This window comes from Agrobacterium sp. CFBP2214 (assembly GCF_030209895.1).
GTDB lineage: Bacteria > Pseudomonadota > Alphaproteobacteria > Rhizobiales > Rhizobiaceae > Agrobacterium > Agrobacterium radiobacter.
This window is the reverse complement of sequence record NZ_JARVRC010000001.1, coordinates 1,163,275-1,186,906: the sequence shown is the minus strand read 5'-3', so window position 1 is coordinate 1,186,906 and position 23,632 is coordinate 1,163,275. Positions and strand designations below refer to the sequence as shown.

General features: G+C 58.9%; 21 protein-coding genes. 11 read left to right on the top strand and 10 right to left on the bottom strand.

The annotated features are described in order from the left end of the window. Nucleotides 1-98: 98 nt before the first annotated feature. The 3 genes from lon to clpP form a co-directional block, all read right to left on the bottom strand. A complete protein-coding gene (gene lon, locus QRN60_RS05910) occupies nt 99-2,516 on the bottom strand; it encodes an endopeptidase La (RefSeq protein WP_003502358.1) in 2,418 nt (805 codons plus the stop codon). A gap of 414 nt (nt 2,517-2,930) precedes the next feature. After that, nucleotides 2,931-4,208: an ATP-dependent Clp protease ATP-binding subunit ClpX gene (clpX, locus tag QRN60_RS05905; protein ID WP_003496489.1), complete on the bottom strand. Its 1,278-nt coding sequence runs from the start codon at nt 4,206-4,208 to the stop codon at nt 2,931-2,933. Between the two features lie 293 nt (nt 4,209-4,501). Further along, complete coding sequence (clpP, locus tag QRN60_RS05900) at nt 4,502-5,134, bottom strand: ATP-dependent Clp endopeptidase proteolytic subunit ClpP (protein ID WP_003521529.1); 633 nt, start codon at nt 5,132-5,134, stop codon at nt 4,502-4,504. A gap of 452 nt (nt 5,135-5,586) precedes the next feature. On the opposite strand from clpP, the gene QRN60_RS05895 reads away from it, so the two are divergent. Next, nucleotides 5,587-6,834 (top strand): GGDEF domain-containing protein, encoded by a 1,248-nt coding sequence (locus QRN60_RS05895; RefSeq protein ID WP_107675437.1) that lies wholly within the window; start codon nt 5,587-5,589, stop codon nt 6,832-6,834. Between the two features lie 72 nt (nt 6,835-6,906). Continuing rightward, the gene (locus QRN60_RS05890) at nt 6,907-8,160 is read left to right on the top strand and encodes a cytochrome P450 (protein ID WP_162690417.1); all 1,254 of its coding nucleotides are present in this window, start codon (nt 6,907-6,909) and stop codon (nt 8,158-8,160) included. A 20-nt stretch (nt 8,161-8,180) separates the two neighbouring features. Here the strand turns inward: QRN60_RS05890 and QRN60_RS05885 are convergent, their stop codons facing one another. Further along, entirely contained in the window at nt 8,181-8,951 is a 771-nt protein-coding gene (locus QRN60_RS05885) for an SDR family NAD(P)-dependent oxidoreductase (protein ID WP_162692735.1), read from the bottom strand. A gap of 89 nt (nt 8,952-9,040) precedes the next feature. Here QRN60_RS05885 and QRN60_RS05880 point away from each other — a divergent pair, with 89 nt between their 5' ends. After that, entirely contained in the window at nt 9,041-9,355 is a 315-nt protein-coding gene (locus tag QRN60_RS05880) for an ArsR/SmtB family transcription factor (RefSeq protein WP_060724092.1), read from the top strand. 20 nt (nt 9,356-9,375) lie between these two features. On the opposite strand, the gene QRN60_RS05875 is transcribed toward QRN60_RS05880, so the two are convergent. The 4 genes from QRN60_RS05875 to QRN60_RS05860 form a co-directional block, all read right to left on the bottom strand. After that, nucleotides 9,376-9,717 carry a cupin domain-containing protein gene (locus QRN60_RS05875; RefSeq protein WP_060724199.1) on the bottom strand — a complete coding sequence of 114 codons (342 nt, stop codon included), beginning with the start codon at nt 9,715-9,717 and terminating at the stop codon, nt 9,376-9,378. 168 nt (nt 9,718-9,885) lie between these two features. Then, nucleotides 9,886-10,398 carry a hypothetical protein gene (locus QRN60_RS05870; RefSeq protein ID WP_060724091.1) on the bottom strand — a complete coding sequence of 171 codons (513 nt, stop codon included), beginning with the start codon at nt 10,396-10,398 and terminating at the stop codon, nt 9,886-9,888. Between the two features lie 270 nt (nt 10,399-10,668). Next, nucleotides 10,669-11,952 carry an O-acetylhomoserine aminocarboxypropyltransferase gene (locus QRN60_RS05865; protein WP_003502341.1) on the bottom strand — a complete coding sequence of 428 codons (1,284 nt, stop codon included), beginning with the start codon at nt 11,950-11,952 and terminating at the stop codon, nt 10,669-10,671. A 73-nt stretch (nt 11,953-12,025) separates the two neighbouring features. Next, the gene (locus QRN60_RS05860; RefSeq protein ID WP_003502339.1) at nt 12,026-12,460 is read right to left on the bottom strand and encodes a CoA-binding protein; all 435 of its coding nucleotides are present in this window, start codon (nt 12,458-12,460) and stop codon (nt 12,026-12,028) included. 895 nt (nt 12,461-13,355) lie between these two features. Here QRN60_RS05860 and QRN60_RS05855 point away from each other — a divergent pair. The 6 genes from QRN60_RS05855 to QRN60_RS05830 all read left to right on the top strand — a co-directional run bounded on the left by QRN60_RS05855 (nt 13,356) and on the right by QRN60_RS05830 (nt 18,318). Continuing rightward, entirely contained in the window at nt 13,356-14,192 is an 837-nt protein-coding gene (locus QRN60_RS05855; protein WP_284765097.1) for an EamA family transporter, read from the top strand. 252 nt (nt 14,193-14,444) lie between these two features. Continuing rightward, entirely contained in the window at nt 14,445-14,909 is a 465-nt protein-coding gene (gene rplM / locus QRN60_RS05850; RefSeq protein WP_003502335.1) for a 50S ribosomal protein L13, read from the top strand. A 2-nt stretch (nt 14,910-14,911) separates the two neighbouring features. Further along, nucleotides 14,912-15,379 (top strand): 30S ribosomal protein S9, encoded by a 468-nt coding sequence (gene rpsI, locus QRN60_RS05845; protein WP_003496509.1) that lies wholly within the window; start codon nt 14,912-14,914, stop codon nt 15,377-15,379. Between the two features lie 129 nt (nt 15,380-15,508). Beyond that, complete coding sequence (gene speB / locus QRN60_RS05840) at nt 15,509-16,462, top strand: agmatinase (protein WP_003502332.1); 954 nt, start codon at nt 15,509-15,511, stop codon at nt 16,460-16,462. A 70-nt stretch (nt 16,463-16,532) separates the two neighbouring features. Further along, a complete protein-coding gene (gene argC, locus QRN60_RS05835) occupies nt 16,533-17,465 on the top strand; it encodes an N-acetyl-gamma-glutamyl-phosphate reductase (RefSeq protein ID WP_003502330.1) in 933 nt (310 codons plus the stop codon). Between the two features lie 7 nt (nt 17,466-17,472). Further along, on the top strand, nt 17,473-18,318 hold the full coding sequence (locus tag QRN60_RS05830; RefSeq protein WP_129565049.1) for an aminoglycoside phosphotransferase family protein: 846 nt from the start codon (nt 17,473-17,475) through the stop codon (nt 18,316-18,318). Nucleotides 18,319-18,423: 105 nt separating this feature from the next. Here the strand turns inward: QRN60_RS05830 and QRN60_RS05825 are convergent, their stop codons facing one another. Continuing rightward, complete coding sequence (locus tag QRN60_RS05825; protein ID WP_035212501.1) at nt 18,424-19,527, bottom strand: COX15/CtaA family protein; 1,104 nt, start codon at nt 19,525-19,527, stop codon at nt 18,424-18,426. A gap of 142 nt (nt 19,528-19,669) precedes the next feature. On the opposite strand from QRN60_RS05825, the gene QRN60_RS05820 reads away from it, so the two are divergent. Both QRN60_RS05820 and uppA read left to right on the top strand, forming a co-directional pair. Then, a complete protein-coding gene (locus QRN60_RS05820) occupies nt 19,670-19,882 on the top strand; it encodes a DUF2842 domain-containing protein (RefSeq protein WP_003502315.1) in 213 nt (70 codons plus the stop codon). A gap of 97 nt (nt 19,883-19,979) precedes the next feature. Then, nucleotides 19,980-21,206, top strand: coding sequence for a polysaccharide biosynthesis GNAT family N-acetyltransferase UppA (uppA, locus tag QRN60_RS05815; RefSeq protein WP_129565048.1), 1,227 nt, complete (start codon nt 19,980-19,982; stop codon nt 21,204-21,206). A 7-nt stretch (nt 21,207-21,213) separates the two neighbouring features. On the opposite strand, the gene uppB is transcribed toward uppA, so the two are convergent. Continuing rightward, on the bottom strand, nt 21,214-23,481 hold the full coding sequence (gene uppB / locus QRN60_RS05810; RefSeq protein ID WP_129565047.1) for a polysaccharide biosynthesis protein UppB: 2,268 nt from the start codon (nt 23,479-23,481) through the stop codon (nt 21,214-21,216). Between the last annotated feature and the right edge of the window lie 151 nt (nt 23,482-23,632).

The following is a 23,632-nucleotide window of genomic DNA, read 5'->3' as shown; positions in this document are numbered from 1 at the left end:
GAGCTGAGCGCAGAATGCGCCTTCCGACACCTAACATATTGAATCTATGCAGCACCCGTCGCGAAAGGCGATTCCCGCCCCTCGCGACGAAGCACGTATCAATGTGCGATGGTCTGGCTGCCGTCGTCGACGCCTTCGACCGTAGCGATAACAGGCGTCTCGATGCTGCCGTCCCACTCGATGGGCTCCGGCTGGCGCAGAAGGGCGTGCCTGATGACCTCGCCCATGCGCGAAACCGGGATGATTTCCATCTCGTTCTTCACATTGTCCGGAATCTCCGCCAGATCCTTGGCGTTCTCTTCCGGGATCAGTACCTTCTTGATGCCGCCGCGAAGGGCTGCGAGCAGCTTTTCCTTCAGGCCGCCGATCGGCAGCACGCGACCACGAAGCGTGATCTCGCCCGTCATCGCAACATCCTTGGAGACCGGAATGCCGGTCATGATGGAGACGATGGCGGTTGCCATGGCAACACCGGCGGACGGTCCGTCCTTCGGGGTTGCCCCTTCCGGAACGTGGACGTGGATGTCGCTCTTGTCGAAGCGCGGCGGCTCGATGCCGAAGTCCACGGCGCGCGAACGGACATAGGATGCCGCCGCCGAAATGGATTCCTTCATCACTTCCTTGAGGTTGCCGGTGACCGTCATGCGGCCCTTGCCCGGCATCATCACGCCTTCGATGGTGAGCAGCTCACCGCCGACTTCCGTCCAGGCCAGACCGGTGACGACGCCGACCTGATCCTCGCGCTCGGCCTCGCCATGGCGGAACCGCGGAACGCCCAGATAATCCGGAACATTGGCAGCGGTGACTTCCACGGACTTGACCTTGCCCTTGATGATCTCGGTCACGGCCTTGCGCGCCAGCTTCATCAGCTCGCGCTCGAAGCTGCGCACGCCCGCCTCGCGGGTGTACTGCTGGATCACGATCATCAGAGCGTCATCGCTGACCGAGAACTCTTCCGGACGCAGGGCATGTTCCTTGATCGCCTTCGGCAACAGGTGACGCTTGGCGATTTCGCGCTTTTCGTCTTCGGTGTAGCCGGCGATGCGGATCACTTCCATACGGTCCATCAGGGGACCCGGAATGTTCAGCGTGTTGGCCGTGGTCACGAACATCACGTCGGACAGGTCGTATTCCACTTCAAGGTAGTGGTCCATGAAGGTGGAGTTCTGTTCCGGATCGAGAACTTCCAGCAGTGCGGAAGACGGATCGCCACGGAAATCCATGCCCATCTTGTCGATCTCGTCGAGCAGGAAGAGCGGATTGGACTTCTTGGCCTTCTTCATTGACTGCACGATCTTGCCAGGCATGGAGCCGATATAGGTACGGCGGTGACCACGGATTTCCGCTTCGTCACGCACGCCACCCAGCGCCATACGCACATATTCGCGACCGGTCGCCTTGGCGATCGACTTGGCGAGCGAGGTCTTGCCGACGCCGGGAGGGCCGACGAGGCACAGGATGGGGCCGCGAATCTTCGACGCGCGCGCCTGCACGGCCAGATATTCGACGATGCGTTCCTTGACCTTGTCGAGACCGAAATGATCCTGATCGAGGATTTTCTCTGCGGCGTTGAGGTCGGCCTTGATCTTCGACTTCTTGCCCCAGGGCAGACCGAGCAGCCAGTCCAGATAGTTGCGCACGACGGTCGCTTCCGCGGACATCGGGCTCATCTGGCGAAGCTTCTTCATTTCCGCTTCGGCCTTTTCCTTGGCCTCCTTGGAAAGCTTGGTCTTGGCGATGCGCTCTTCCAGTTCGGCCATCTCGTCACGGCCGTCCTCGCCGTCGCCGAGTTCCTTCTGGATCGCCTTCATCTGCTCGTTCAGGTAATATTCGCGCTGGGTCTTCTCCATCTGGCGCTTGACGCGCGAGCGGATACGCTTTTCGACCTGCAGCACGGAAATCTCGCCTTCCATGAAGCCAAGCGCTTTTTCAAGCCGCTGCTTCACGCTGACGGTTTCCAGCATTTCCTGCTTTTCGGTGATCTTGATCGACAGGTGCGAAGCAACCGTATCAGCGAGCTTCGAATAATCGTCGATCTGGCCGGCAGCGCCGACAACCTCGGGCGAAATCTTCTTGTTGAGCTTCACATAGCTCTCGAATTCCGAAACGACCGAACGCGACAGCGCCTCGATCTCGACCGGATCTTCGGCAGGCTCCTGCAACGGCGTCGCGGTGGCTTCATAGAAGTCTTCACGGCCGGTGTAGCTGTCGATCTGGGCGCGGCCCTTGCCTTCCACCAGCACCTTCACGGTGCCGTCGGGAAGCTTCAGAAGCTGCAGGACATTTGCGACCGTGCCGACCTTGTGGATGGCTTCGGGAGCCGGATCGTCATCGCTGGCGTTGATCTGGGTGACAAGCATGATCTGCTTGTCCGAACCCATGACTTCCTCGAGCGCACGAATGGATTTTTCCCGCCCGACGAACAGGGGAACGATCATATGCGGGAAAACGACAATGTCGCGCAGGGGAAGTACCGGATAGGTACCACCAGATGCCGCAGACGTGATGTTCGTCATATCATTTCCTTTCATGGTCCCTTTCGGGACACTTTGCCGGACAGCTTGGGGCATCCGGCACATTCATTTCTCGAGACTGAAAATGGAGTTTCGAAACACCGATTTCAAGTCGCCGGAACAGACGATCCCGCTGAGCGGCAAGACCGTGAAATTCAACAAAACCCAGCGCCGGCTAGTACTCCCGACATTTCCGGTTATCCTTGAAGGTCAGGAACCGGGTCGCCGACGGGAATTCACATTTCCGTCATATCGCGCTGCAAATCAGTTGTAAGACTTTATCAGCAAAGCGCAATCCGCTCCAAACGCAAAATCGGGCTTCGCCAAGTTAGGCGCAAGTTTCACACCCGGCCACAACAGAAAAGGCCCGCACGGGATGCGGGCCTTTTGATTTCATCAAAGTACCGGATCGGTCGATCAGGCCGAAACGTTGGTCTTTTCTTCCTGACGATCCGCATAGATGTAGAGCGGACGGGCGACGCCGCTGACGACGTCGTTGGAAATGACCACTTCGCGTACGCCTTCCAGCGTCGGCAGTTCGAACATGGTATCCAGCAGGATCTTCTCCATGATCGAGCGCAGGCCGCGGGCGCCGGTCTTGCGGGTGATCGCCTTGCGGGCGATTTCGCGCAGAGCGTCCTCGTGGAAGGTCAGTTCCACATCTTCCATCTCGAACAGGCGCTGATACTGCTTGACCAGCGCGTTCTTCGGCTCGGACAGGATCTGGATCAGCGCATCCTCGTCGAGGTCCTCCAGCGTCGCCAGAACCGGCAGACGGCCGATGAATTCCGGGATGAGACCGAACTTCACCAGGTCTTCGGGCTCCAGTTCGCGCAGAACCTCGCCAACGCGGCGATCGTCTTCCGCCTTGACGGTCGCACCAAAGCCGATCGAGGTCTTTTCACCACGGGCCGAGATGATCTTGTCGAGGCCGGCAAACGCGCCGCCGCAGATGAACAGGATGTTGGTCGTATCCACCTGCAGGAATTCCTGCTGCGGATGCTTGCGGCCGCCCTGCGGCGGAACGGAAGCGACCGTGCCTTCCATGATCTTCAGAAGCGCCTGCTGAACGCCCTCGCCCGACACGTCGCGCGTGATGGACGGGTTGTCCGACTTGCGGGAAATCTTGTCGACTTCGTCGATATAGACGATGCCGCGCTGGGCGCGTTCGACATTGTAATCCGCAGACTGCAACAGCTTCAGGATGATGTTTTCCACGTCCTCGCCGACATAACCGGCTTCGGTCAGCGTCGTTGCGTCCGCCATGGTGAAGGGAACGTCGATGATGCGGGCGAGCGTCTGGGCAAGATAGGTCTTGCCGCAACCCGTCGGACCGACGAGCATGATGTTCGACTTCGCAAGCTCGACATCGCCGTTCTTGGAGGCGTGCGCGAGGCGCTTGTAGTGGTTGTGAACGGCCACCGACAGGATTTTCTTCGCCTGCTTCTGGCCGATGACATATTCGTCGAGGATCTTGATGATGTCCTGCGGGGTGGGAACACCCTCGCGCGACTTCACCATCGATGTCTTGTTCTCTTCACGGATGATGTCCATGCACAATTCGACGCATTCATCGCAGATGAATACCGTCGGTCCGGCAATGAGTTTCCGGACTTCGTGCTGGCTCTTGCCGCAGAATGAACAATAGAGTGTATTCTTAGAGTCGCCGCCGTTGCTGCCGCTGACTTTGCTCATATCTCTTTCCTTCCAGCACGCCGCAGGTCCGCCAAACGGATCGCGGTCAACTTACCGCCCGCCGATACGGCAGCCCTTGGGGTGCATCGCCGTATCCGCCTCGTTTCCCGGGGTACTAACCGGTATCAGATACATGAGCTGACAACCGGCTGCAACGAATTCCCCATCAAACCAAAGGCCACGTCATAAAAATTCAACATAGCCTTTATATATACTAATATCGCTTTCTGTTGCGGTTGAAAGCCCCGAAATTACTTTTGCGGGTTCAAACAAACGTCAAAAAGCGGCGCGCCTCAATTCGCGGCGGCGCCTTCGATTTCCTGGCGCGAGGTCAGGATCTTGTCGATCACGCCCCAGTCCTTCGCCTCGTCTGCATCCATGAAATGGTCGCGATCAAGGGTTTTTTCAACCTCTTCGAGCGTGCGGCCGGTATGCTTCACGTAGACTTCATTCAGGCGACGCTTCATCTTGATGATGTCACGGGCATGGCGCTCGATATCCGATGCCTGCCCCTGGAAACCGCCCGACGGCTGGTGAACCATGATGCGGGCGTTCGGGGTGGCGAAACGCATTCCCTTTTCACCGGCAGCCAGAAGCAGCGAGCCCATGGACGCGGCCTGACCGACGCAGAGCGTGGAAACCGCAGGGCGGATGAACTGCATCGTATCGTAGATCGCCATGCCGGCGGTCACGACGCCACCCGGCGAATTGATGTAGAGCGCGATTTCCTTCTTCGGGTTTTCAGCCTCGAGGAAAAGAAGCTGCGCGCAGACGAGCGACGCCATCTGGTCTTCCACCGGACCGGTAAGGAAAATGATGCGTTCCTTGAGAAGACGGGAAAATATGTCGTAGGAGCGTTCGCCGCGATTGGTCTGCTCTACGACCATCGGCACCAGAGCCATGGCGGTATCAACTGGATTTTTCATGTCCGTCCTTTGTCAAACTCTGCCCTTCGCGGAAAACCGCTCCGGAATCACTTCTAACCTTCATACTCCCTACATAGAGTGTCCCTGCCCCGTACTTCAAGACACGAAGCCGCATATCCTTAACGGCTCAACAGCGTTTGCAGGCCGCCGGGGCCCGGCTTGGCAAGGGTTTCGAACCGGGCGGGGCCGGCCGGGCCTCTTTCCCTCACCGCCACCATTTTTTTACTATGGCGCGCGGCGGGGGCAAAAATCGTCCGCCATACACAGATATAACTTCTCACCGGCAAGAACTCGTTAGTATTTGCTGCTGATACTGGCCAGCGAATTTCCGGTTCCCGTTGGGGAATGGGCCCATCCGGGCGAAATGGCAGCTCAACAATTCCAGCGGGCATAACGCACCTTGTGCGAGATGGCCCGCTTTTACCGCATGATGGCGCAGATAGGATTTTGCAATGCTGGATGCAAAGACGAGCACGCTACTGTGGGCGGCGGAAACGTTCACCCTTGCCGTGCTTTTGGGAACGCTGTGGCTGCACCGCCCTTCCCGCCGGCATAATCTCTATTTCGCCGCCGGTTTCCTCGCCACAGGCATCGGCACTGTCTTGGTGGCGTTTCGCGGAGATATTTCCAGTTTTCTGTCCATTCAGGTCGGCAACACGCTAGCGCTTTCCGCCTTCGGTTTCTGGCTGGCGGGCCTCTTGCGCTTCGAGCAGCGCAAATGCGGCGGCTGGATTGCTATTCCGGCTCTGCTGTGGATCGCCGGAATGTTCGTGCCGCCCGTGCGCGAAGACATGGTCGCCCGCATCCTGCTTTATCATGCCAGCGCGGCCACAGGCTATTTCATGCTCGCCGGCGTTCTTCTTGCCAGCAGGGCGTGCGCATCACGCAGCCGGAAGGTCCTGGCCACGATCCTGATCCTGCAGGCTTTTGCCGGAGCGATCGTCGCATCCATCGTCATCCCGGCCAATGCCGCAATCCCCAATGCCATTCCCATGACATCGGCGCTCTCCATTTCCGGCATGCTCGGTTTCACGGCCATCATCATGATCAGCGCCAAGATCATCATGGAAGACACGGAGATTCGTCTTCACCGGCTCGCCATGACCGATCATCTGACCGGCGTTCTCAACCGGCGCGGTCTGCTGGAGGAGTTCGAGCGCATCAAGAAAAGGTCGCCGGCCTCCAGCCGTTACGTGGCGCTGGTGCTGTTCGACATCGACCATTTCAAGAAGATCAACGACAGATACGGCCATCAGTCCGGGGATGCGGTCCTCGTGCATTTCTGCAATATCGCCCAGCGTGTGATCGGCGATCGCGGCCTTTTCGTCAGAATGGGAGGCGAGGAATTCGCGCTGGTCGCCGAAGTCGAAAGCCCTTCCAGCACAGCGACGCTTGCGGAAGCCATCCGCAGCAATCTGCGCCAGTCAAAGATCAGTTCGCGTGGTGAAAGCATCGAGGTGACCACCAGCGTCGGCATCGCCGAAGCCATGATCAGGGATGCCGACCTCAACACCATGATGACGGAAGCCGACCGTGCGCTCTATGCTGCCAAGAAGGCCGGGCGCAACCGGACCGTCATCCACGTCAATTCGGCCAATGTCGTCGTGCCCGCCTCGGACCGCGACGAAAACCCGATGGACAACAATGCCGACCGCCAGGTTGCGGCGCTGAACCGGATATCCGCCATCGCCAGTCGATGACGATGTAACCATCCAGTGACAGACGGAGGGGAGTTCCCCTCCCTTCCCAAAGCGCCACGCGCGGAATAAACCATGGGCATGACAGCGACATTTCCCTTTCTCAAAATCGATCCCGCCACCCGCCGCGTTTCACTCGACGCCCGCGACCCGGCCTTCTACAACGATCCGAACCCGGTTTATGCCGCCCTGCATGGGCAATGTCCCACCTTTTACTGGGAGGAGCAGCGGCAATGGTTCTTCACCGGTTACGACCATGTCAGCGCACTTCTGCGCGACCGCCGCTTCGGAAGGCAGATCCTGCATGTGGCTAGCCGCGAGGAAATCGGCCTGCCGCAACCGCTGGAACATGTGAAGCATTTCGACGCCGCCGAGCAGCATTCGCTTCTGGAGTTGGAGCCGCCGGAACACACGCGGCTGCGCACGCTCATCAACCGCGCCTTCGTTTCCCGGCATGTCGACAAGATGAAACCGGAAATCGAGGAACTCGCCAACCGCCTGATCGATGCCTTCGAGAGCAAGGGCGAAACCGAGCTGCTCTCCTCTTATGCCGATATCATCCCGGTGACGATGATCGCCCGCATGATCGGCATTCCCGAAGAGATGGGGCCGCAGCTTCTGAAATGGTCGCATGCCTATGTCGGCATGTACATGTTCAAGCGCACGCCCGAGGACGAGCTTCTGGCCGACAGGGCCGCGCATGAATTTTCAGACTATGTGCGCAGCGTGATCGCCGAGCGGCGGGCGGAGCCGAAGGATGACCTGCTGAGCCACATGATCCATACGGAGCACAAGGGCCAATACCTGACCGACGACGAGCTCATCTCCACCACCATCGTGCTGCTGAATGCCGGGCACGAGGCGACCGTGCACCAGATCGGCAATTCCGTGCGCATCATTCTGGAAAGCGGCATTTCTCCGGAGACCCTGTTCCATGACGAGGCCGCCACGGAACGCACGGTGGAAGAAACCCTGCGCATCTGCGCCCCGGTTCATATTTTCCAGCGCTGGGTTCTGGAACCGGTCGAAATCGACGGCGTCGCATTCAAGCGCGGCGACAAGGTCAGCCTTATCCTGGCAGCAGCCAATCTCGACCCGGCGAAATTTTCCGATCCGCTGACTTTCCAGCCGGACCGGAATGAAGGCGCCAACGTCTCTTTCGGCGCCGGCATCCATTTCTGCATCGGCGCACCGCTTGCACGGCTGGAGCTTAATCTCGCCCTGCCCCTGCTTTTCAAACGCCTGCCGGGCCTGAAGATTGCCGAGCCGCCCAAGGTCAAGGATGTCTATCATTTCCATGGCCTGGAGCGGCTCGATCTCAGCTGGTAAGGCAGAGGGAGGATTCGGCCTTAAATCTGGGCCAGACCGCCATCAACCGAGAGCTCGACGCCGGTGATATAGCTGGCCTTGGAAGATGCCAGAAACAACACCGCCTCGGCGATTTCGTCGGGGTCGGCCATACGGCCGATCGGTGCCGCATCCTTCAGATAGGCCTTGAAACCGGCGATCTTCTCATCGTCCATCTTCAGGCCATTTTCCATGATCGGCGTGCGGGTAACGCCCGGGCTCACCGTATTGACGCGGATTTCCCGCGCTTTCAGATCATTGGCAAAACTGCGGGCGAATGAGCGAACCGCCGCTTTCGAAGCATTGTAAGCGCTCAGCTTTTCCATGCCCTTGTTGCCGACGATCGACCCCGTCAGTACGATCGAACCGCCGTCCTTCAGTACCGGCAACAACGTCTGCACCGTGTAGAACACGCCCTTCACGTTGATGTCGAAAATCCGGTCGTAGAGCGCCTCATGGGTCGCACCAAGATCGTTGTTCTCGGCGATGCCGGCATTGGCGACCAGCACATCCACCTTTCGCCCGTCGGCTTCAATGCGAGCCTTGAGCTGTTCCAGATCCGAAAGCTTGGCAACATCGGAAACGAAGCCGATTGCCCCTTCCCCGAGCTTGGCGACGGCGGCGTCGAGATTGGCTGAATTGCGGCCTGTCACATAAACCGCAGAGGCGTCGCCCTCCAGAAACAACCTGGCGACTGAAAAGCCGATGCCTGTCGATCCGCCCGTGACGACGACCACCTGTCCGCTGAATAGTCCAGACATTGCAAACTCCATGAATATCGTAATTTCCGAATTACCGTAATTCGGTATTTCGGTTTTATTGAAATATTGAAGCTTGTCAATCCATATGCTACAGGCGGTCCATGGTTCAGTTTTTTCATCCCGCTCGCGAGGACATATCGCTTACCGCCGTGCTGTCCGCCCTTGGCGAGCCCGCGCGCATGGGCATCATCCGCAAATTATGGGTGTCGGAGACCGGGCAAAATTGCGGTGCGGCAGCCCCCTGTCAGGATATGCCGCGCTCCACCCTGTCCAGCCATATGCGAATCCTGCGTGAGGCAGGATTGATCCGCACCCATAAACAGGGCGTCGAAAATATCAGCGTTGTGCGCATTGAGGATATGGAAGCCCGCTTTCCCGGACTCCTTCCATCGATTCTCAAATTCGATGAGCAGTAAGCACCAAACCGCATCCGGCCTCAGAGCCGGATGACGTAGTCCTTGCGCGTCGTTTCCACCACTTCCCACGTGCCGGCAAAGCCCGGACGCAGGATAACGCGGTCACCGGGTTTCAGATCGCGCGGCGCACCGCCATCTTCGGTCAGGATGGAATGACCTTCGAGAATGTTGAAATATTCCCACTCGTCATAAACAATCCGCCATTTGCCGGGGGTGGACTGCCAGATGCCGGCATAGATGCCGCCGGGAGCCTCCTCGATATTCCATGTGGTGAATCTCGGATCGCCGGAGATCAGCCTTTCCGGCGCAGGCGCGCCATGCTCCACCTCGGTAACATCATCAAAGGACAGAAAATTCGCCATGACATCCGGATCCATCAAATGTGGTTGGTAAAATAGCTTTGCTCATTTGTGAGCGCTTCGTCAAACGTCTTCAACTTCAAATGCAACTTAAAATTGACTTCATGGACGGCGAACGCTTGCTCGTTGCCCCGTTCCCCGTCGCGGCCTTGCAGCGGGAGAAGATGCGGTTCACTCCATCCTCGTCCAGCCAAAAACCAGCCAGGTATATTTCGACTTCTTGTCGGGTTCGGCGGTGTAGGTCATCTGTATATCGCCGTCCTTCGCATAAATATCGAGCCTGGGCGCCGTATCCAGCTTCAGCCAAAGCGAACTCTTGTTGAAAGACCATGTTCCGCACCAGACGCATGAACCCGAGGGATCACCGGCCTGATGGAAATTATAACGACCGTCCGCCGTGATCTCCAGATAGTCGAACGCCGAGTAAAATGTCGTTACCGTCTCCTGGAACAGTGTCGCATCCGCTTCCTGCTGCGAGGTGGGCGCGGTCTTCATATCGCGCGGCGGGCGGCTGGTCGCACCGCTGAGTTTCCACTTTCCGACAAAATCCTTCTGAGTCGGGAAATATTCCGCCTCCGCCTTTGCCGGCGAAACCGAAGCGACGACAGGTATATCAGCCATACCTGCGACCCCGATCGCAAGGAGAAGGGTGACGATGCGGAGCATTCCGGTTCGGTTTTTCATATGGCCTATCTTTCGCAATGGGAGTGCAAGGGCCTGTTCTAGGCAGATTCGATGCTTTGAGTAAGATGGTAACCGATGAACGGAAGCGGCGCGCCCATCGTCCGCCTGGCTCACCAACTGCCTTCCGGCACTGACACCAAAGTTTTATCCACAAACCGAAGTGACAACCTCAGTTTCCCGCTGATTTCACCCGCGCAATGAACGGGAATATCACCGCAGGAAATTCGAAGGGGGAGTCACGCGAGTACCAAACTCGCGTGACCAACCACGTCACAGCTTGGCAAGCGATTGTTCGAGATCGGCGATGATGTCCTTGACGTCCTCGATGCCGATCGACAGGCGAACCACATCCGGCCCTGCACCGGCGGCCGTCTGCTGTTCCGGTGTCAATTGCGCATGCGTGGTGGAGGCCGGGTGGATGACGAGGGAGCGCGTGTCGCCGATATTGGCGAGATGGGAGAAGAGCTGCAGCCCTTCCACCAGCGCCTTGCCGGCCGCATAACCACCCTTGACGCCGAAAGTGAAGACGGAGCCTGCGCCCTTTGGCGAATATCGCTGCTGGAGGGCGTAGTTGTCGCTGTCCTCCAGCCCGGCATAATGCACCCAGCTGACTTTCGGATGCGCCTTCAGCCATTTCGCGACGGCCAGCGCATTGTCGGAATGGCGCTGAACGCGCAGCGGCAGTGTCTCGATGCCCGTAAGGATGAGGAAGGCGTTGAAGGGCGAAATGGCCGGTCCGAGGTCACGCAATCCCAGAACGCGGCAAGCGATGGCGAAGGCGAAATTGCCGAAGGTCTGGTGCAGCACGACGCCGGAATATTCCGGCCGGGGCTGCGACAGCGCCGGATATCTGTCCGTCGCCGACCAGTCGAAGGTCCCGCCGTCAACGATGATGCCGCCCATGGAATTGCCGTGCCCGCCAAGGAATTTCGTCAGCGAATGCAGCACGATGTCAGCGCCGTGTTCCAGCGGCCGCAGCAGATAGGGGCTCGCCATGGTGTTGTCAACGATCAGCGGCAGGCCGTGCCGGTGGGCGACATCGGCAATCGCGGCTATATCCACGAAAGTACCGCCGGGATTGGCAAGGCTTTCGATGAAGACGGCGCGTGTGCGGTCGTCGATCTGCGCCTCGAAGCTGGCCGGATCGGTGGCGTCAGCCCAGCGCACCTGCCAGTCGAAGCCCTTGAAGGCGTGACCGAACTGGTTGATCGAGCCGCCATAAAGCTGACGAGCGGCGACGAAATTGTCGCCGGGCTGCAGGAGCGTATGGAAGACCAACAATTGCGCGGCATGGCCGGATGCCACGGCAAGCGCCGCCGTGCCGCCTTCCAGCGCCGCCACGCGCTCTTCCAGAACAGCCTGGGTGGGGTTCATGATTCGCGTGTAGATATTGCCGAACTCTTTCAATCCGAACAGGGCGGCGGCGTGATCGGCGTCGCGGAAAGCAAAGGCCGTCGTCTGATAAATGGGTGTCGCACGCGCGCCGGTGGTCGGATCAGGTTGTGCGCCCGCGTGGACGGCCAGCGTTGAAAACCCGGGATTGCTGCTCGGCATGATGTTTCCTCCAATGGAATTTTGAAGGGATCATAATGCCTTGCCGCCAAATGATAAGTCCGATCCGTACCAACTATCGCACAATATTGAGACGCGGATACTCAATTGCAGGGCAACGGTCCATCACAACCTCTATGCCATAGGCTTCCGCCTTGGCGGCGGCATTGTCATCGCGAACGGAAAGCTGGCCCCAGATCACCGATGGTCGCTCGGGCAGCAATATCGCCTCTTCGACGATTGCCGATAAATATTCCGGCGCGCGGAAAACATCGATCATGTCCACCGGCTCGGGAACATCGGCGAGCCTGGCGTAGACCTTCTGTCCCAATATCTCCTTGCCTGCCTGGCCGGGATTGACCGGAAACACGCGGTAACCCTTGGACAGCAGGAAGCGCATGACGCCGTGGCTCGGCCTGTCCGGGTTGGGCGAAGCGCCGAGCAGCGCGATGGTTTTGACGTCAGTCAGAATTCTCCTGAGGTAATCGGGCTCGTAACTATCATGCTGCATGTCAACTTATCCCTCTTGGAACGTCACATGGTTTGAAGAATACCAATGCAGATACGCCATTTGAAAGCTGCGCGAGCATAGCCTCGTCTGCATAATTCCACCGACGCATTCCTGACACTGCCGAATGCGCCTGCCCTTCCCATCTAGGAAGCTTCCCTGCTGTCTTGAACCCTTGCCCGGCCGAAAATCGCTATCACGACAGACCTATCGTCGCGCAGTGGCACGTTTTCGTCCACGCAAAATGATTTCACCAAAATACCAGAATCCCGGTTCTATTGACTAATTTTGTCCAGTTTTCAAAATGGCGCAAACCGGCACAAAAGCGGCTCAAACAACATTAGCGTGCAAGTTATGCGCCCTTCGTCTCCTGTTTGTTTTCATTCCGTTCGCAGGTGAATTAGAGCTATCTAATTTTCAGAAAGTTATTCTGTAAATCAATCTACAAACAAACCTGCAACGTTACAGCAAGCCGTTCATAGCAGATATGAAATTTCTTTTCATGTACATCCCATCCAATTGATATACCTTCCGACCGAAGCGCCCAGCGGAGCTATTTGACAAAACAGGTAGTATTATGGGCCAAAACACGCTCCGAATCGAAACCACAAGCTGTGCGCCCAGCGCTCATGCCACCATCTGACGGATGAAATCCTGAGCAGAATACCATATCGCGCCGGAGCAAAATCATTCCGCGCGCGCCTGACATGCACAAAGCAAGAGTTTTACGCGTGTTGCAATATCAGCCGCAGTCACATGTCGTTTGTGGGTGGTTCCACCGGCGCAAAACGCTCACTCGAACAATTCGCAGGGGCGTGTCGCCCTCACCGAAAATCGATTCCGGTTTTCAGGCCGATGCTGTAGGTTGCCCAAAGTAGCCCGCGAGCGAGTCTCTATTGTGACATTTGACATTCTTCTTCTGGTGCTCCTGGGCGCGATGCTGCATGCCGGATGGAATGCGCTGGTCAAATCCGGATCCGACAAATCACTGGACGCCTCACTGATTGCGGCGGGAGCTGCGGCCTGTTCACTGCCGTTTCTGCCTTTCCTGCCCTTCCCCGCACCGGTCGCCATTCCCTTCCTGATCGCTTCGGCCGTTCTACAATTCGCCTATTTCCGCCTTGTCGCCGCCGCCTATACGATCGGCGATATCGGCCTTGTTTATCCCGTCATGCGCGGTGTGGCTCCCTTGATCGTCGCGGCGACGAGCAGCCTGTTCCTGAGCGAGGTTTTGAGCCCGCTGGCCCTTGCCGGGATCGCGATCATCTCCGGCGGCATCCTGACACTCGTATTCGAGGCAAGGCGTGGCGGCGGAAAGGCTATTCTAGTCGCGCTGCTCAACGCCTCCGTGATCGCGTCCTACACCTTCGTCGACGGCGTCGGCGCAAGACTTTCCGGCAACGCCATCTCCTATACGCTCTGGATGTCGCTTTTGCCGCCGGTGCTGCTTTTCGGTTTTGCCTTTTTCCAGCGCGGCGTCGGCCCTGTCGTCCAGCATGTCCGACGCAACTGGTGGCGCGGCCTGATCGGCGGCGGCGGCTCCATTCTGTCCTACGGACTTGCGCTTTACGCCATGACCAAGGCGCCCGTCGCCGTCGTCGCGGCGCTGCGGGAAACCTCCATTCTCTTCGCGTTGGTAATCTCCGTGGTGATCCTCAAAGAACGCGCCAGCATCTGGCGTTATCTTGCCGGAGGCATCATTGCAGCGGGCGTTCTGGTGATGCGACTGGGGTAAAACGGGTTTGTTTGGTGAGGTAAAATAATACCCCATTATCAAGTCATTGTTTTTACTATATTATTTTTACGACCTCCAAAATCCGTCATATTGACGCTTTCGCTCGCGCACCGTATAAGCGCGCCAGATCGGATTCCAGCCGGAATAGGGTCATTTGCGGTTGTCCTTGATGGCAACCAAACCAAGCAACAAGAAACGCCCGTATGCTCTTTCATGAAGAGGATGACGGGTCCACGTTAGAAAGTGAAATCTATGTCTACTTTCGTTCAGAAGCCCGCTGAGGTGGAGAAGAAGTGGGTCATCATCGACGCCGAAGGCCTCGTTGTTGGTCGCCTCGCCACCATCGTTGCAACCCGCCTGCGCGGCAAGCACAAGGCTACCTACACCCCCCACGTTGATGATGGCGACAACGTCATCGTTATCAACGCTGAAAAGGTTGCCTTCACCGGCAACAAGTACTCCGACAAGAAGTACTACTGGCACACCGGTCACCCGGGTGGCATCAAGGAGCGTACGGCTCGCCAGATCATCGAAGGCCGCTTCCCGGAGCGCGTCGTTGAAAAGGCCATCGAGCGCATGATCCCGCGCGGCCCGCTCGGCCGTCGCCAGATGAAGAACCTGCGCGTTTACGCCGGCTCGAACCATCCGCACGAAGCACAGCAGCCCACCGTTCTCGACGTGGCCGCGCTTAACAAGAAGAACGTAAGGAGCGCCTGATAATGGCCGATCTTTCCTCTCTGAAAGACCTCGCCCCGGCATCGGAAGCTTCGGCTCCCGTGCACGTCCGCAAGGTTGATACCCTCGGCCGCTCCTACGCGACCGGCAAGCGCAAGAACGCCGTAGCCCGCGTATGGGTGAAGGCCGGTTCTGGCAAGATCATCATCAACGGCCGCGATTTCACCACGTATTTCGCACGTCCGGTTCTGCAGATGATCCTCCAGCAGCCGCTGGTCGCAGCTGCCCGCTCCGGTCAGTTCGACATCATTGCAACGGTTGCAGGCGGCGGTCTTTCCGGCCAGGCCGGCGCCGTACGTCACGGTGTTTCCAAGGCGCTCACCTACTTCGAACCGGGCCTGCGCTCCGTTCTGAAGAAGGGTGGCTTCCTGACCCGCGACAGCCGCGTTGTCGAGCGTAAGAAGTACGGTAAGGCCAAGGCCCGCCGTTCGTTCCAGTTCTCCAAGCGCTAATCGCTTCTCGGAACGGTTCGCTCAGAACTTCGAAAGGCGGGGCTTCGGCTCCGCCTTTTTTCATGTCTGCTCCCTTGTTTTTTCGGCGCGAAGACAGCACCTTCAGCGCAAAACGCGATGGGGTGACATATGCCGGCCAAAACAATCGACCATGCCTTTTCCGCCACGACGCTGACATCTGCCGCCACCGACCCGACCCACGCGGGTGCGCTCTCCTTCATGCGGCGCAAATATACAAAGAACCTCAAGGGCGTATCGACTGCCATCTGGGGCATTCCCTTCGATGCAGCAACCTCCAACCGGCCGGGCGCGCGCTTCGGGCCGCAGGCGATCCGCCGGGCTTCGGCGATTTTCGACAACGACCCGCAATATCCCTTCGCGCGCGATCTCTTCGCCCATATGCCCACCATCGATTACGGCGACTGTCTGCTCGACTATGGCAACCACTGGAAAACGCCTGATACGATCGAAAAGGAAGCGCGCCGGATCATCTCCAAGACGGATTATCTGCTGACGCTCGGCGGCGATCATTTCATTACCTGGCCGCTTCTGAAGGCGCATGTCGCCAAGCATGGGCCGCTGGCGCTGGTGCAGTTCGATGCGCACCAGGACACCTGGTTCGATGACGGCAAGCGCATCGACCACGGCTCCTTCGTGGCGCGCGCCGTGCGCGATGGCCTGATCGATCCCGACCGTTCGATCCAGATCGGCATCCGCACCCATGCGCCTGACGATTTTGGCATTCGCATTCTCCATGGTTACGAGGTGGAGGAAATGCGGGCGAGCGATATCGCCTCGCTGATCGTCAAGCACACGGCCGGCATGCCCACCTATCTGACCTTCGATATCGATTGCCTCGATCCAGCCTTTGCGCCGGGAACCGGCACGCCTGTCGCCGGCGGGCCGACCAGTGCGAAAATTCTCTCCGTTCTGCGCGGGCTTGGCCAGCTGGATATTCGCGGTTCCGATGTCGTGGAAGTCGCCCCCGCTTACGACCATGCTGATATTACCGCCATTGCCGGAGCCACCGTTGCAATGTATATGCTTGGCCTGCGTGCCGAACGGCTGGCGAAGGCCGGCTGACAAAGAAAACGGCGCTTACCGAACTGATTCCGAATACCCTCGCAACCCTTTGAAAAGTCAGGACAAGGACATGACAGCGAAGATCTTCATCGATGGCGAACACGGCACCACGGGTCTGCAGATCCGCACGCGCCTTGCCGGTCGCCGCGATATCGAGCTGCTGTCCATACCCGAAGCCGAGCGCCGCAATGCGGCGATGCGCGAGGACATGCTCAACAACGCCGACATTTCGATCCTCTGCCTGCCCGACGATGCCTCGAAAGAAGCCGTCTCCATGGTGGCCGGCAACAATAATGTCCGTATCATCGATACCTCGACCGCCTATCGCGTCCATCAGGACTGGGCTTATGGCTTTGCTGAAATGGATAAGGAACAGGGCGAAAAGGTTCGTTCCGCCCGCCTCGTCGCCAATCCGGGCTGCTACCCGACCGGCGCGATCGCCCTTCTGCGCCCGCTGCGCGCCGCAGGCCTCCTGCCGGACGGTTATCCGGTCAGCGTCAATGCGGTTTCCGGCTACACCGGCGGCGGCAAGCAGATGATCGCACAGATGGAAGACCAGAGCCGCGATGACTCAATCAGCGCCAATAATTTCCTTTATGGCCTGACGCTCAAGCACAAGCATGTGCCGGAGATGACCATTCACGGTCAGCTCGACCGTGCACCGCTGTTTTCGCCCTCCGTCGGTCGTTTCCCGCAGGGCATGATCGTGCAGGTGCCGCTGTTTGCCGCTGACCTGAAGGAAGGCGCGACCATCGAAACGATCCATGCGGCGCTGAGCGCCCACTACGCGGGACAGGACATCGTCAGCGTCGTGCCGCTGGCCGAAAGCAAGGGCCTCGCGCGCATTGACGCCGAAGAACTGGCGGGCAAGGACACGATGAAGCTCTTCGTTTTCGGCACGCCGGGCGGCGAGCATATCAATCTCGTCGCGCTGCTCGACAATCTCGGAAAGGGTGCGTCTGGCGCGGCCGTCCAGAACATGGAACTGATGCTTTCCGCATGAGACTTGCATGAACAGCACCACGCCATCTTTTCCGGCCTCGTGGAATATCGAGGCCGCAAAACGCATCGCCGATACACCAGCCGGCATCGTTTACGAACTGACGCGCAAGGACGGTTCCCTTGCCGTCGCCAAGGTCCTGAAAAAGAAAGTGCTGAAAGACAGCCTTCGCGGTGCGGATTTCATCGCATGGCGCGCAGGTGTCGGCTGCGTGGAGCTGCTCGACCGCTCGGACGACATTCTGCTGATGGAGCATGCCGGAACCGAGACGCTGCGCGACGTGCTGTTCCGCGACGGTGACGACGATGCCACCACGGAAATCGCCGCTAACGTTCTGCTGGAATATCATCAGCCATCGCAGCAGACGCCGCCCTCAAGCCTGCTGACGCTGCCGCTCTATTTCGAAAGCCTGTTCCGCAAGGCCGAACAGGGCCGCACTGACGGCGTGGAAAGCCCCTATATCGAGGCGGCCACGCTTGCGCAGGAACTGATCGGCAAGCAGCGGAATATCAAGCCGCTGCACGGCGATCTGCACCATGAGAACATCATGCGCAGCGAACGCGGCTGGATCATCATCGACCCGTCAGGCCTGATCGGCGATGCGGCATTCGACGTCGCCAACATGTTCTCCAATCCGCTGGACCGTTTCGACCTCACTCGTAGCGAGGCGCGCATCGCCTCCATGGCGGCGATTTTCGCGAAGACGCTGCAACGGGATGAACGGCTGTTGCTGCAATATGCCTTTACCTATGGCTGCCTTTCGGCCACGTGGCACGAGGAGGACGAGAATGCGGAAGAGCGCGACAACGAACTCGCCGTCGCGGCAACCATCAAGGCCGTCCTGAAACAGTTCTGAGCAGGCTCAGAGTTTGTCAGGGAAAAGTGGAACCCGGTTTTCCCGAAAAGACAAACGAAAACAAAAGAATCTAGAGTATGCAGGTTCAGAATGAACCTGCATACTCTAGTCCCTGATTTCGACCGAAACCGGCGCAGGATATTCGCCGATGAACCCGCGCCAGTGGGCGACGGAAAAACCAAGCACGATCAGCGCCATGCCCTGATGAGCAAGCGCGACATGAATATCCACATGCATCAAAAGCGTGGTGATGCCGAGCGCCGCCTGAATGGAAACCAGTACGAAGAACAGTACGGCGCGGCGGGCGTGTGGCGTATTCGGCAGCGCGCGCGCCATCGACACCATATGCCACAGCGTGGCGGCAAACAGCGTATAGGCGCCGAGGCGGTGGATGAACTGCACCGTCTTGGGGTTTTCGAAGAGGTTGATCCACCAGGGCTGTTGCAGGAAGAGATCGCCCGGCACCAGCGAGCCGTCCATCAGCGGCCAGGTATTATAGGAAAGGCCGGCATTCAGCCCCGCAACCAATGCGCCGAGATAGATCTGGAACAGACAGAGCACCGTCAGCAACGCAGCAAAGCCCCTGCCCGTCTTTTCGTCGGCGGCGTCGGGCGAATGATGCGACAGGCCGCGCAATATCCACATGCAGCCCGCGAAGATGAGGCAGGCGATGGTCAGATGCGTGGCAAGGCGATATTGCGAGACATCCGTGCGGTTGACGAGGCCTGACGATACCATCCACCAGCCGATGAAGCCCTGAAAGCCGCCAAGCGCCAGAAGGCCGACCAGCGGCAGGCGCAGACGCTTTTCGATGCGGCCGGTCAGCCAGAAGAAGGCGAGCGGCAGTGCGAAGATGATGCCGATGGTGCGGGCAAGCAGGCGATGCGCCCATTCCCACCAGAAAATCGTCTTGAACTCGTCAAGCGACATGCCCTTGTTGATTTCCTGATATTGGGGAATGCGCTTGTAGAGCTGGAACTCTTCTTCCCATTCAGCAACGGAAAGCGGCGGGATGGCGCCATGGATCGGCTTCCATTCGGTAATCGACAGGCCGGATTCGGTAAGCCGCGTGGCGCCGCCGACGAGGACCAGACAGACGAGCGTGAAAAGCACGACGCGCAGCCAGATGCGCAGCAGGCGGCGATCCTTCTCCTGTTTCTGCAGGGCAGCCTCCACCACCATTTCCGCAGAACCATTTGCCATCGTCATGCCGCTCGAACGCATCTTTCAGGTCTCCCTCATACAGTCATGTTGATTAGCCCCAACCGGCACCACAAAACAAGGCCTCAGGGTTTGCGGCATGCGGTCGCGGCGGTATAGTCGCACCAGCTGTTCAATCACGGAAGATTTCATGCATCCTCGCCTCAGATCGCTCATCGGCACCGTCGTCATCATCTGCCTCGTCGTCGTTTACGCCGTGGTGGCAACGGCCATTGCATCGGCGACTCTGGCGCAATCGCCCTGGTGGGTGCATCTCGCTTATTTCGTGTTCACCGGAATTTTGTGGATTTTGCCGGCGATGCTGATCATCAAATGGATGGCCGGACCTAAAAAACAGGGCTGAGCGCCAGCCGTTGTATAACATCCACAGGTCGCAATATTATAAACCGATTGTTTGCCGCTGAACGATATAGTCCGACCGAAACAACCGGAGAGAGTGGATGGCGGCTGAGGAGCCGGTCTTTATCAGCGACAAGCAAGCGCCGACCGCCGTGCAAAACGAGCGGCGGAGTGCTGATCGTCTGTTGATCGATCTCGTCGATGACGCCGCAACCATCCGCTCCGACTGGGAGCAGCTGGAAGGCGACCCACTCAATTCGCTGCATCAGGGTTTTGGCTGGTGCTCCATCTGGGCGCAAACGCAGGACAGCGCGCTCCTGATACTTCGCGGCCGGCAGGGCGGCAAGACGATCTTCCTGCTGCCGCTCGAAATCGTGCTGGAAGGCGGCATCCGCAAGGCGCGTTTTCCCGGCGGCCGTTTCAACAATATCAATACGGGGCTTTTCGACCCCGCCTTTGCCGAACAGGCCGGACAGGAAATCGCGGCGGCAATTGCCCGCGAGGCGCGGAAGCTGCTGCATGGTCGGGCTGATATTCTGGCTTTGCAGAACATACCGCTGACGTGGCGCGGCAGGACCAATCCCCTCTCGCATCTTGCTTCCGTCGAAAACCAGAATCCGGCCTTCCAGCTTCCCCTGCTCGAGAGCTTCGAGGCCACGCTTCGGCAGGTCAATGCCAAGAGGCGACGGAAGAAATTCCGCATCCAGAGCCGAAGGGCCGAGGAAATGGGCGGTTACAGCCATGTGATCGCGCGTTCGCCACAGGAAAGATGCGAATTATTGCAGGCGTTTTTCCGCCAGAAGGCCGCCCGTTTCGCCTCGCAGGGCATTCCGGATGTCTTTCGCAATCAATCTGTGAAGGATTTCTTCTACGATCTCGCCAATTTTCCCGAGACGGGCACAGGCAGCCTGCTGGAACTGCATGCCATTCGCCTGCATGGGGAAAACGAGGGCGTCATTGCCGCGATAGCCGGCCTTTCGCGCAAGCAGGATCACATCATCTGCCAGTTCGGCTCGATTGACGAGTCCGTTTCGGAACTCAGCCCCGGCGAATTGCTGTTCTGGCTGATGATCGAAAGGGCGTGTCGCGAGAAGGCGGCGATCTTCGATTTCGGCGTCGGCGACCAGCTCTATAAGCGCAGCTGGTGCCCGCTTTTTACCGTGCAGCACGATATATTCCTACCGGTGACATTGAAGGGTCGCGCAGCGGCCTCGGTCTATGTCGCCATTGCCCGGACGAAGAGCCTGATCAAATCCAATCCGGCGCTTTATGCGTTGATTCAGCGTTTTCGTGCCGGACGGCCGAAGACGGACACCGCTGCCGACTGAGCGCAGATCACGCCGCGCTCAGCCGGTCCGGCTTGCGCATACCGGTCATCGGCAATGCCTGTTCATAGCCTTGGGCAACCAGTTCACCGAGCGTCTTTTCCAGCAATTCGCTATCCTTGCCGGGCACCGAGACGATGATTTCCGCCGGCAGGTTGCGCAGCATTTTCCCAAGGCTCGAAATCTGCACCGCGCCGCATTCGACGAGAACCGTATCATAGGCGTCGGAGAGCGCGCCGAGGATCATCGTCAGGCGATCTATCGCGTGCATGGCCTCGCGCGGCTGCGCATTGCCGCGCGGCACGATATGGGCGTCGGACAGGCGGTCACTGTGAATGGTTTCACCGAAGGCGGCCGCACCCGCCAGAAGGTCCATGACACCGGGAAGCCCGGCTTCCGGCGCCATCAGCCGCGTCGGACAGGCAGACGCCGTCATGTCAACGAGAACGACCGAACGGCCCATCTCGGACAAAGCGCGCGCCAGCATGACGGTCGTTGTCGAACCGCTATCACCGGCTGGAGACACAATGGCGGCAACCGGTTTGGCAAGACGGCTGGCCAGGAAACCTGCGATAGCATCGATCGAGAAATCGTCAGAAGTGTCAACGTCCTCTTCCACTGCCTCTTCCTTCGCAGCCGCGACAGCTTCCACCGGCGGGGCCAGCGTGGCGGTAGCGGCTACAGCCGGCAGGTGCCGTTGCTCCTTTTCGGCAGCGGGCTGGTATGCCGCAACCGGCATGGCCCGCGCAGCAGACGGTATGCTCTCATGATGCACGGCAACAGGCTGTTCCGGCATATCCGTTGCCTTGTCCGGATCGGCTGGAGCACGCGAAGGGGAAGGCGGATCGGAGAGCGGCGGAACCTGCTTCCGGCCCATCGGCTTCAAGGCCCGGCCGGTGAAAAGCTCCACCAGCATGACCACGATGCAGGACAGCAGAAAGGCCGCCAGAGTAACGACGATGGTAATGGCGCCGGTCTTCGGGAAATAGGGTTCGCGCGGCTCCACCGCCGTCGAAATGACACGAGCATCGGCCGGCGTGGAATCCACCGAGCCGGCGCGCGACGTCGCTTCCCGATAACGAGCAAGATAGGTTTCCAGAAGTTGCCTCTGCGCCGAAGCTTCCCGCTCCAGATCGTTGAGGCCGACCTGCTGTTCACCCGCACGCACGCTTTCCGATTTCAGCATGTTCAGTTGCTGGATCAGCTGCCGTTCCCGCAGACGCGAAACATTGGCCTCGTTTTCGAGACTTGCCAGCACCTTGCGGGTTTCCTCCTGAATCTGCCGCTGTATGCCGTCGAGCTGGTTGCGCAGCGCCCGGATGCGCGGATGGCCTTCCAGCATTGAAGACGAGAGATCGGAAATCTGGCTGCGGATCGTGGTTTCGTTTTCCTTCAGCCTCTGGATCGTCGGGGAACCGACGACATCGGGGAAAGTATCAAGCGGACGGCCGGTAGCAAGCGCGTTGCGCACGCCTTCCGCCCGCGCCTCCGCATTGGCGCGCTCTCCGCGGATACGGCCAAGTTCGGTGGAGATATCGCTGAGCTGGCGGGTGGCGAGGGTTTCGCCCTGCCCCGCCGAGAGAAGATCGGACGAAGCGCGGTAATCTGCGACCTTCCTGTCGGCGTCGCGCACCTTTTCGCGCAGATTGGCGATTTCCGGTTCCAGCCAGCGCGCCGCTTCCGTGCTTGTATCCAGTTTCGCGCCGCTCTGCAGGGCGATATAGGCCTTCATCATCTCATTGGGGATGGCGGCGGCAAGCTTGGGGTCCTGCGAAGAGAACTCGACGGTGATGACGCGCGAGCTTTCGACCTGATAGACCTGCAGCTTCTCCCGGAAGGCCTTTAGCACCCGTTCTTCGGGCAGCACCTGAAGCGGGTCCTTCTTGACGCCGACGGCGACCAGCAGCTGCGAAATGAGCGAAGGATGGGCTTCGGGATCGAACTCATCCAGCTCATAGAGCTTCATGTCTTTGGCGACCTGCTTGATGAGATCGACCGACTGCAGTATCTGCACCTGGCTGGAAACGGTCAATTCATCGAGCACGGGCTCGGCGGGCGCATTGGACTGCTGCGAAGCGCCGAAGGAGGCGGTGCGGGATTCGATGAGCACGCGCGCCTCGCCCTTGTAGGCAGGCGACATCATGCTTGATATCACGAAGGCGGAGCCTCCGGCCAGAAGCGTGATCGCCGCGATCCGTCCCTTGCGCTGCCATATGGCTGCGACAAGCTGCGCAAGATCGATATCCACATCCCTGTCGTCAATGCGATCGCCGTTCATGCAGGCTCCGTAACCGAGACAAACCTCGGGCGCTCAAATATAGATGGCCAATTTTCGCGAAGTTTAAGTCTTGCCGGTAACACAACAGTTAATCCCGGAGAATCCGACGAAATAAAGCTGATATTACCATCGCTCGCCCGGGTTGTTTACC

Excerpts from the sequence above, each read along its gene's own strand:
- lon (WP_003502358.1), bottom strand. The coding sequence starts at position 2,516 with ATGACGAACATCACGTCTGCGGCATCTGGTGGTACCTATCCGGTACTT.
- clpX (WP_003496489.1), bottom strand. The coding sequence starts at position 4,208 with ATGAGCAAAGTCAGCGGCAGCAACGGCGGCGACTCTAAGAATACACTC.
- clpP (WP_003521529.1), bottom strand. The coding sequence starts at position 5,134 with ATGAAAAATCCAGTTGATACCGCCATGGCTCTGGTGCCGATGGTCGTA.
- QRN60_RS05895 (WP_107675437.1), top strand. The coding sequence starts at position 5,587 with ATGCTGGATGCAAAGACGAGCACGCTACTGTGGGCGGCGGAAACGTTC.
- QRN60_RS05890 (WP_162690417.1), top strand. The coding sequence starts at position 6,907 with ATGGGCATGACAGCGACATTTCCCTTTCTCAAAATCGATCCCGCCACC.
- QRN60_RS05885 (WP_162692735.1), bottom strand. The coding sequence starts at position 8,951 with ATGGAGTTTGCAATGTCTGGACTATTCAGCGGACAGGTGGTCGTCGTC.
- QRN60_RS05880 (WP_060724092.1), top strand. The coding sequence starts at position 9,041 with ATGGTTCAGTTTTTTCATCCCGCTCGCGAGGACATATCGCTTACCGCC.
- QRN60_RS05875 (WP_060724199.1), bottom strand. The coding sequence starts at position 9,717 with ATGGCGAATTTTCTGTCCTTTGATGATGTTACCGAGGTGGAGCATGGC.
- QRN60_RS05870 (WP_060724091.1), bottom strand. The coding sequence starts at position 10,398 with ATGAAAAACCGAACCGGAATGCTCCGCATCGTCACCCTTCTCCTTGCG.
- QRN60_RS05865 (WP_003502341.1), bottom strand. The coding sequence starts at position 11,952 with ATGCCGAGCAGCAATCCCGGGTTTTCAACGCTGGCCGTCCACGCGGGC.
- QRN60_RS05860 (WP_003502339.1), bottom strand. The coding sequence starts at position 12,460 with ATGCAGCATGATAGTTACGAGCCCGATTACCTCAGGAGAATTCTGACT.
- rplM (WP_003502335.1), top strand. The coding sequence starts at position 14,445 with ATGTCTACTTTCGTTCAGAAGCCCGCTGAGGTGGAGAAGAAGTGGGTC.
- rpsI (WP_003496509.1), top strand. The coding sequence starts at position 14,912 with ATGGCCGATCTTTCCTCTCTGAAAGACCTCGCCCCGGCATCGGAAGCT.
- speB (WP_003502332.1), top strand. The coding sequence starts at position 15,509 with ATGCCGGCCAAAACAATCGACCATGCCTTTTCCGCCACGACGCTGACA.
- argC (WP_003502330.1), top strand. The coding sequence starts at position 16,533 with ATGACAGCGAAGATCTTCATCGATGGCGAACACGGCACCACGGGTCTG.
- QRN60_RS05830 (WP_129565049.1), top strand. The coding sequence starts at position 17,473 with ATGAACAGCACCACGCCATCTTTTCCGGCCTCGTGGAATATCGAGGCC.
- QRN60_RS05825 (WP_035212501.1), bottom strand. The coding sequence starts at position 19,527 with ATGACGATGGCAAATGGTTCTGCGGAAATGGTGGTGGAGGCTGCCCTG.
- QRN60_RS05820 (WP_003502315.1), top strand. The coding sequence starts at position 19,670 with ATGCATCCTCGCCTCAGATCGCTCATCGGCACCGTCGTCATCATCTGC.
- uppA (WP_129565048.1), top strand. The coding sequence starts at position 19,980 with ATGGCGGCTGAGGAGCCGGTCTTTATCAGCGACAAGCAAGCGCCGACC.
- uppB (WP_129565047.1), bottom strand. The coding sequence starts at position 23,481 with ATGAACGGCGATCGCATTGACGACAGGGATGTGGATATCGATCTTGCG.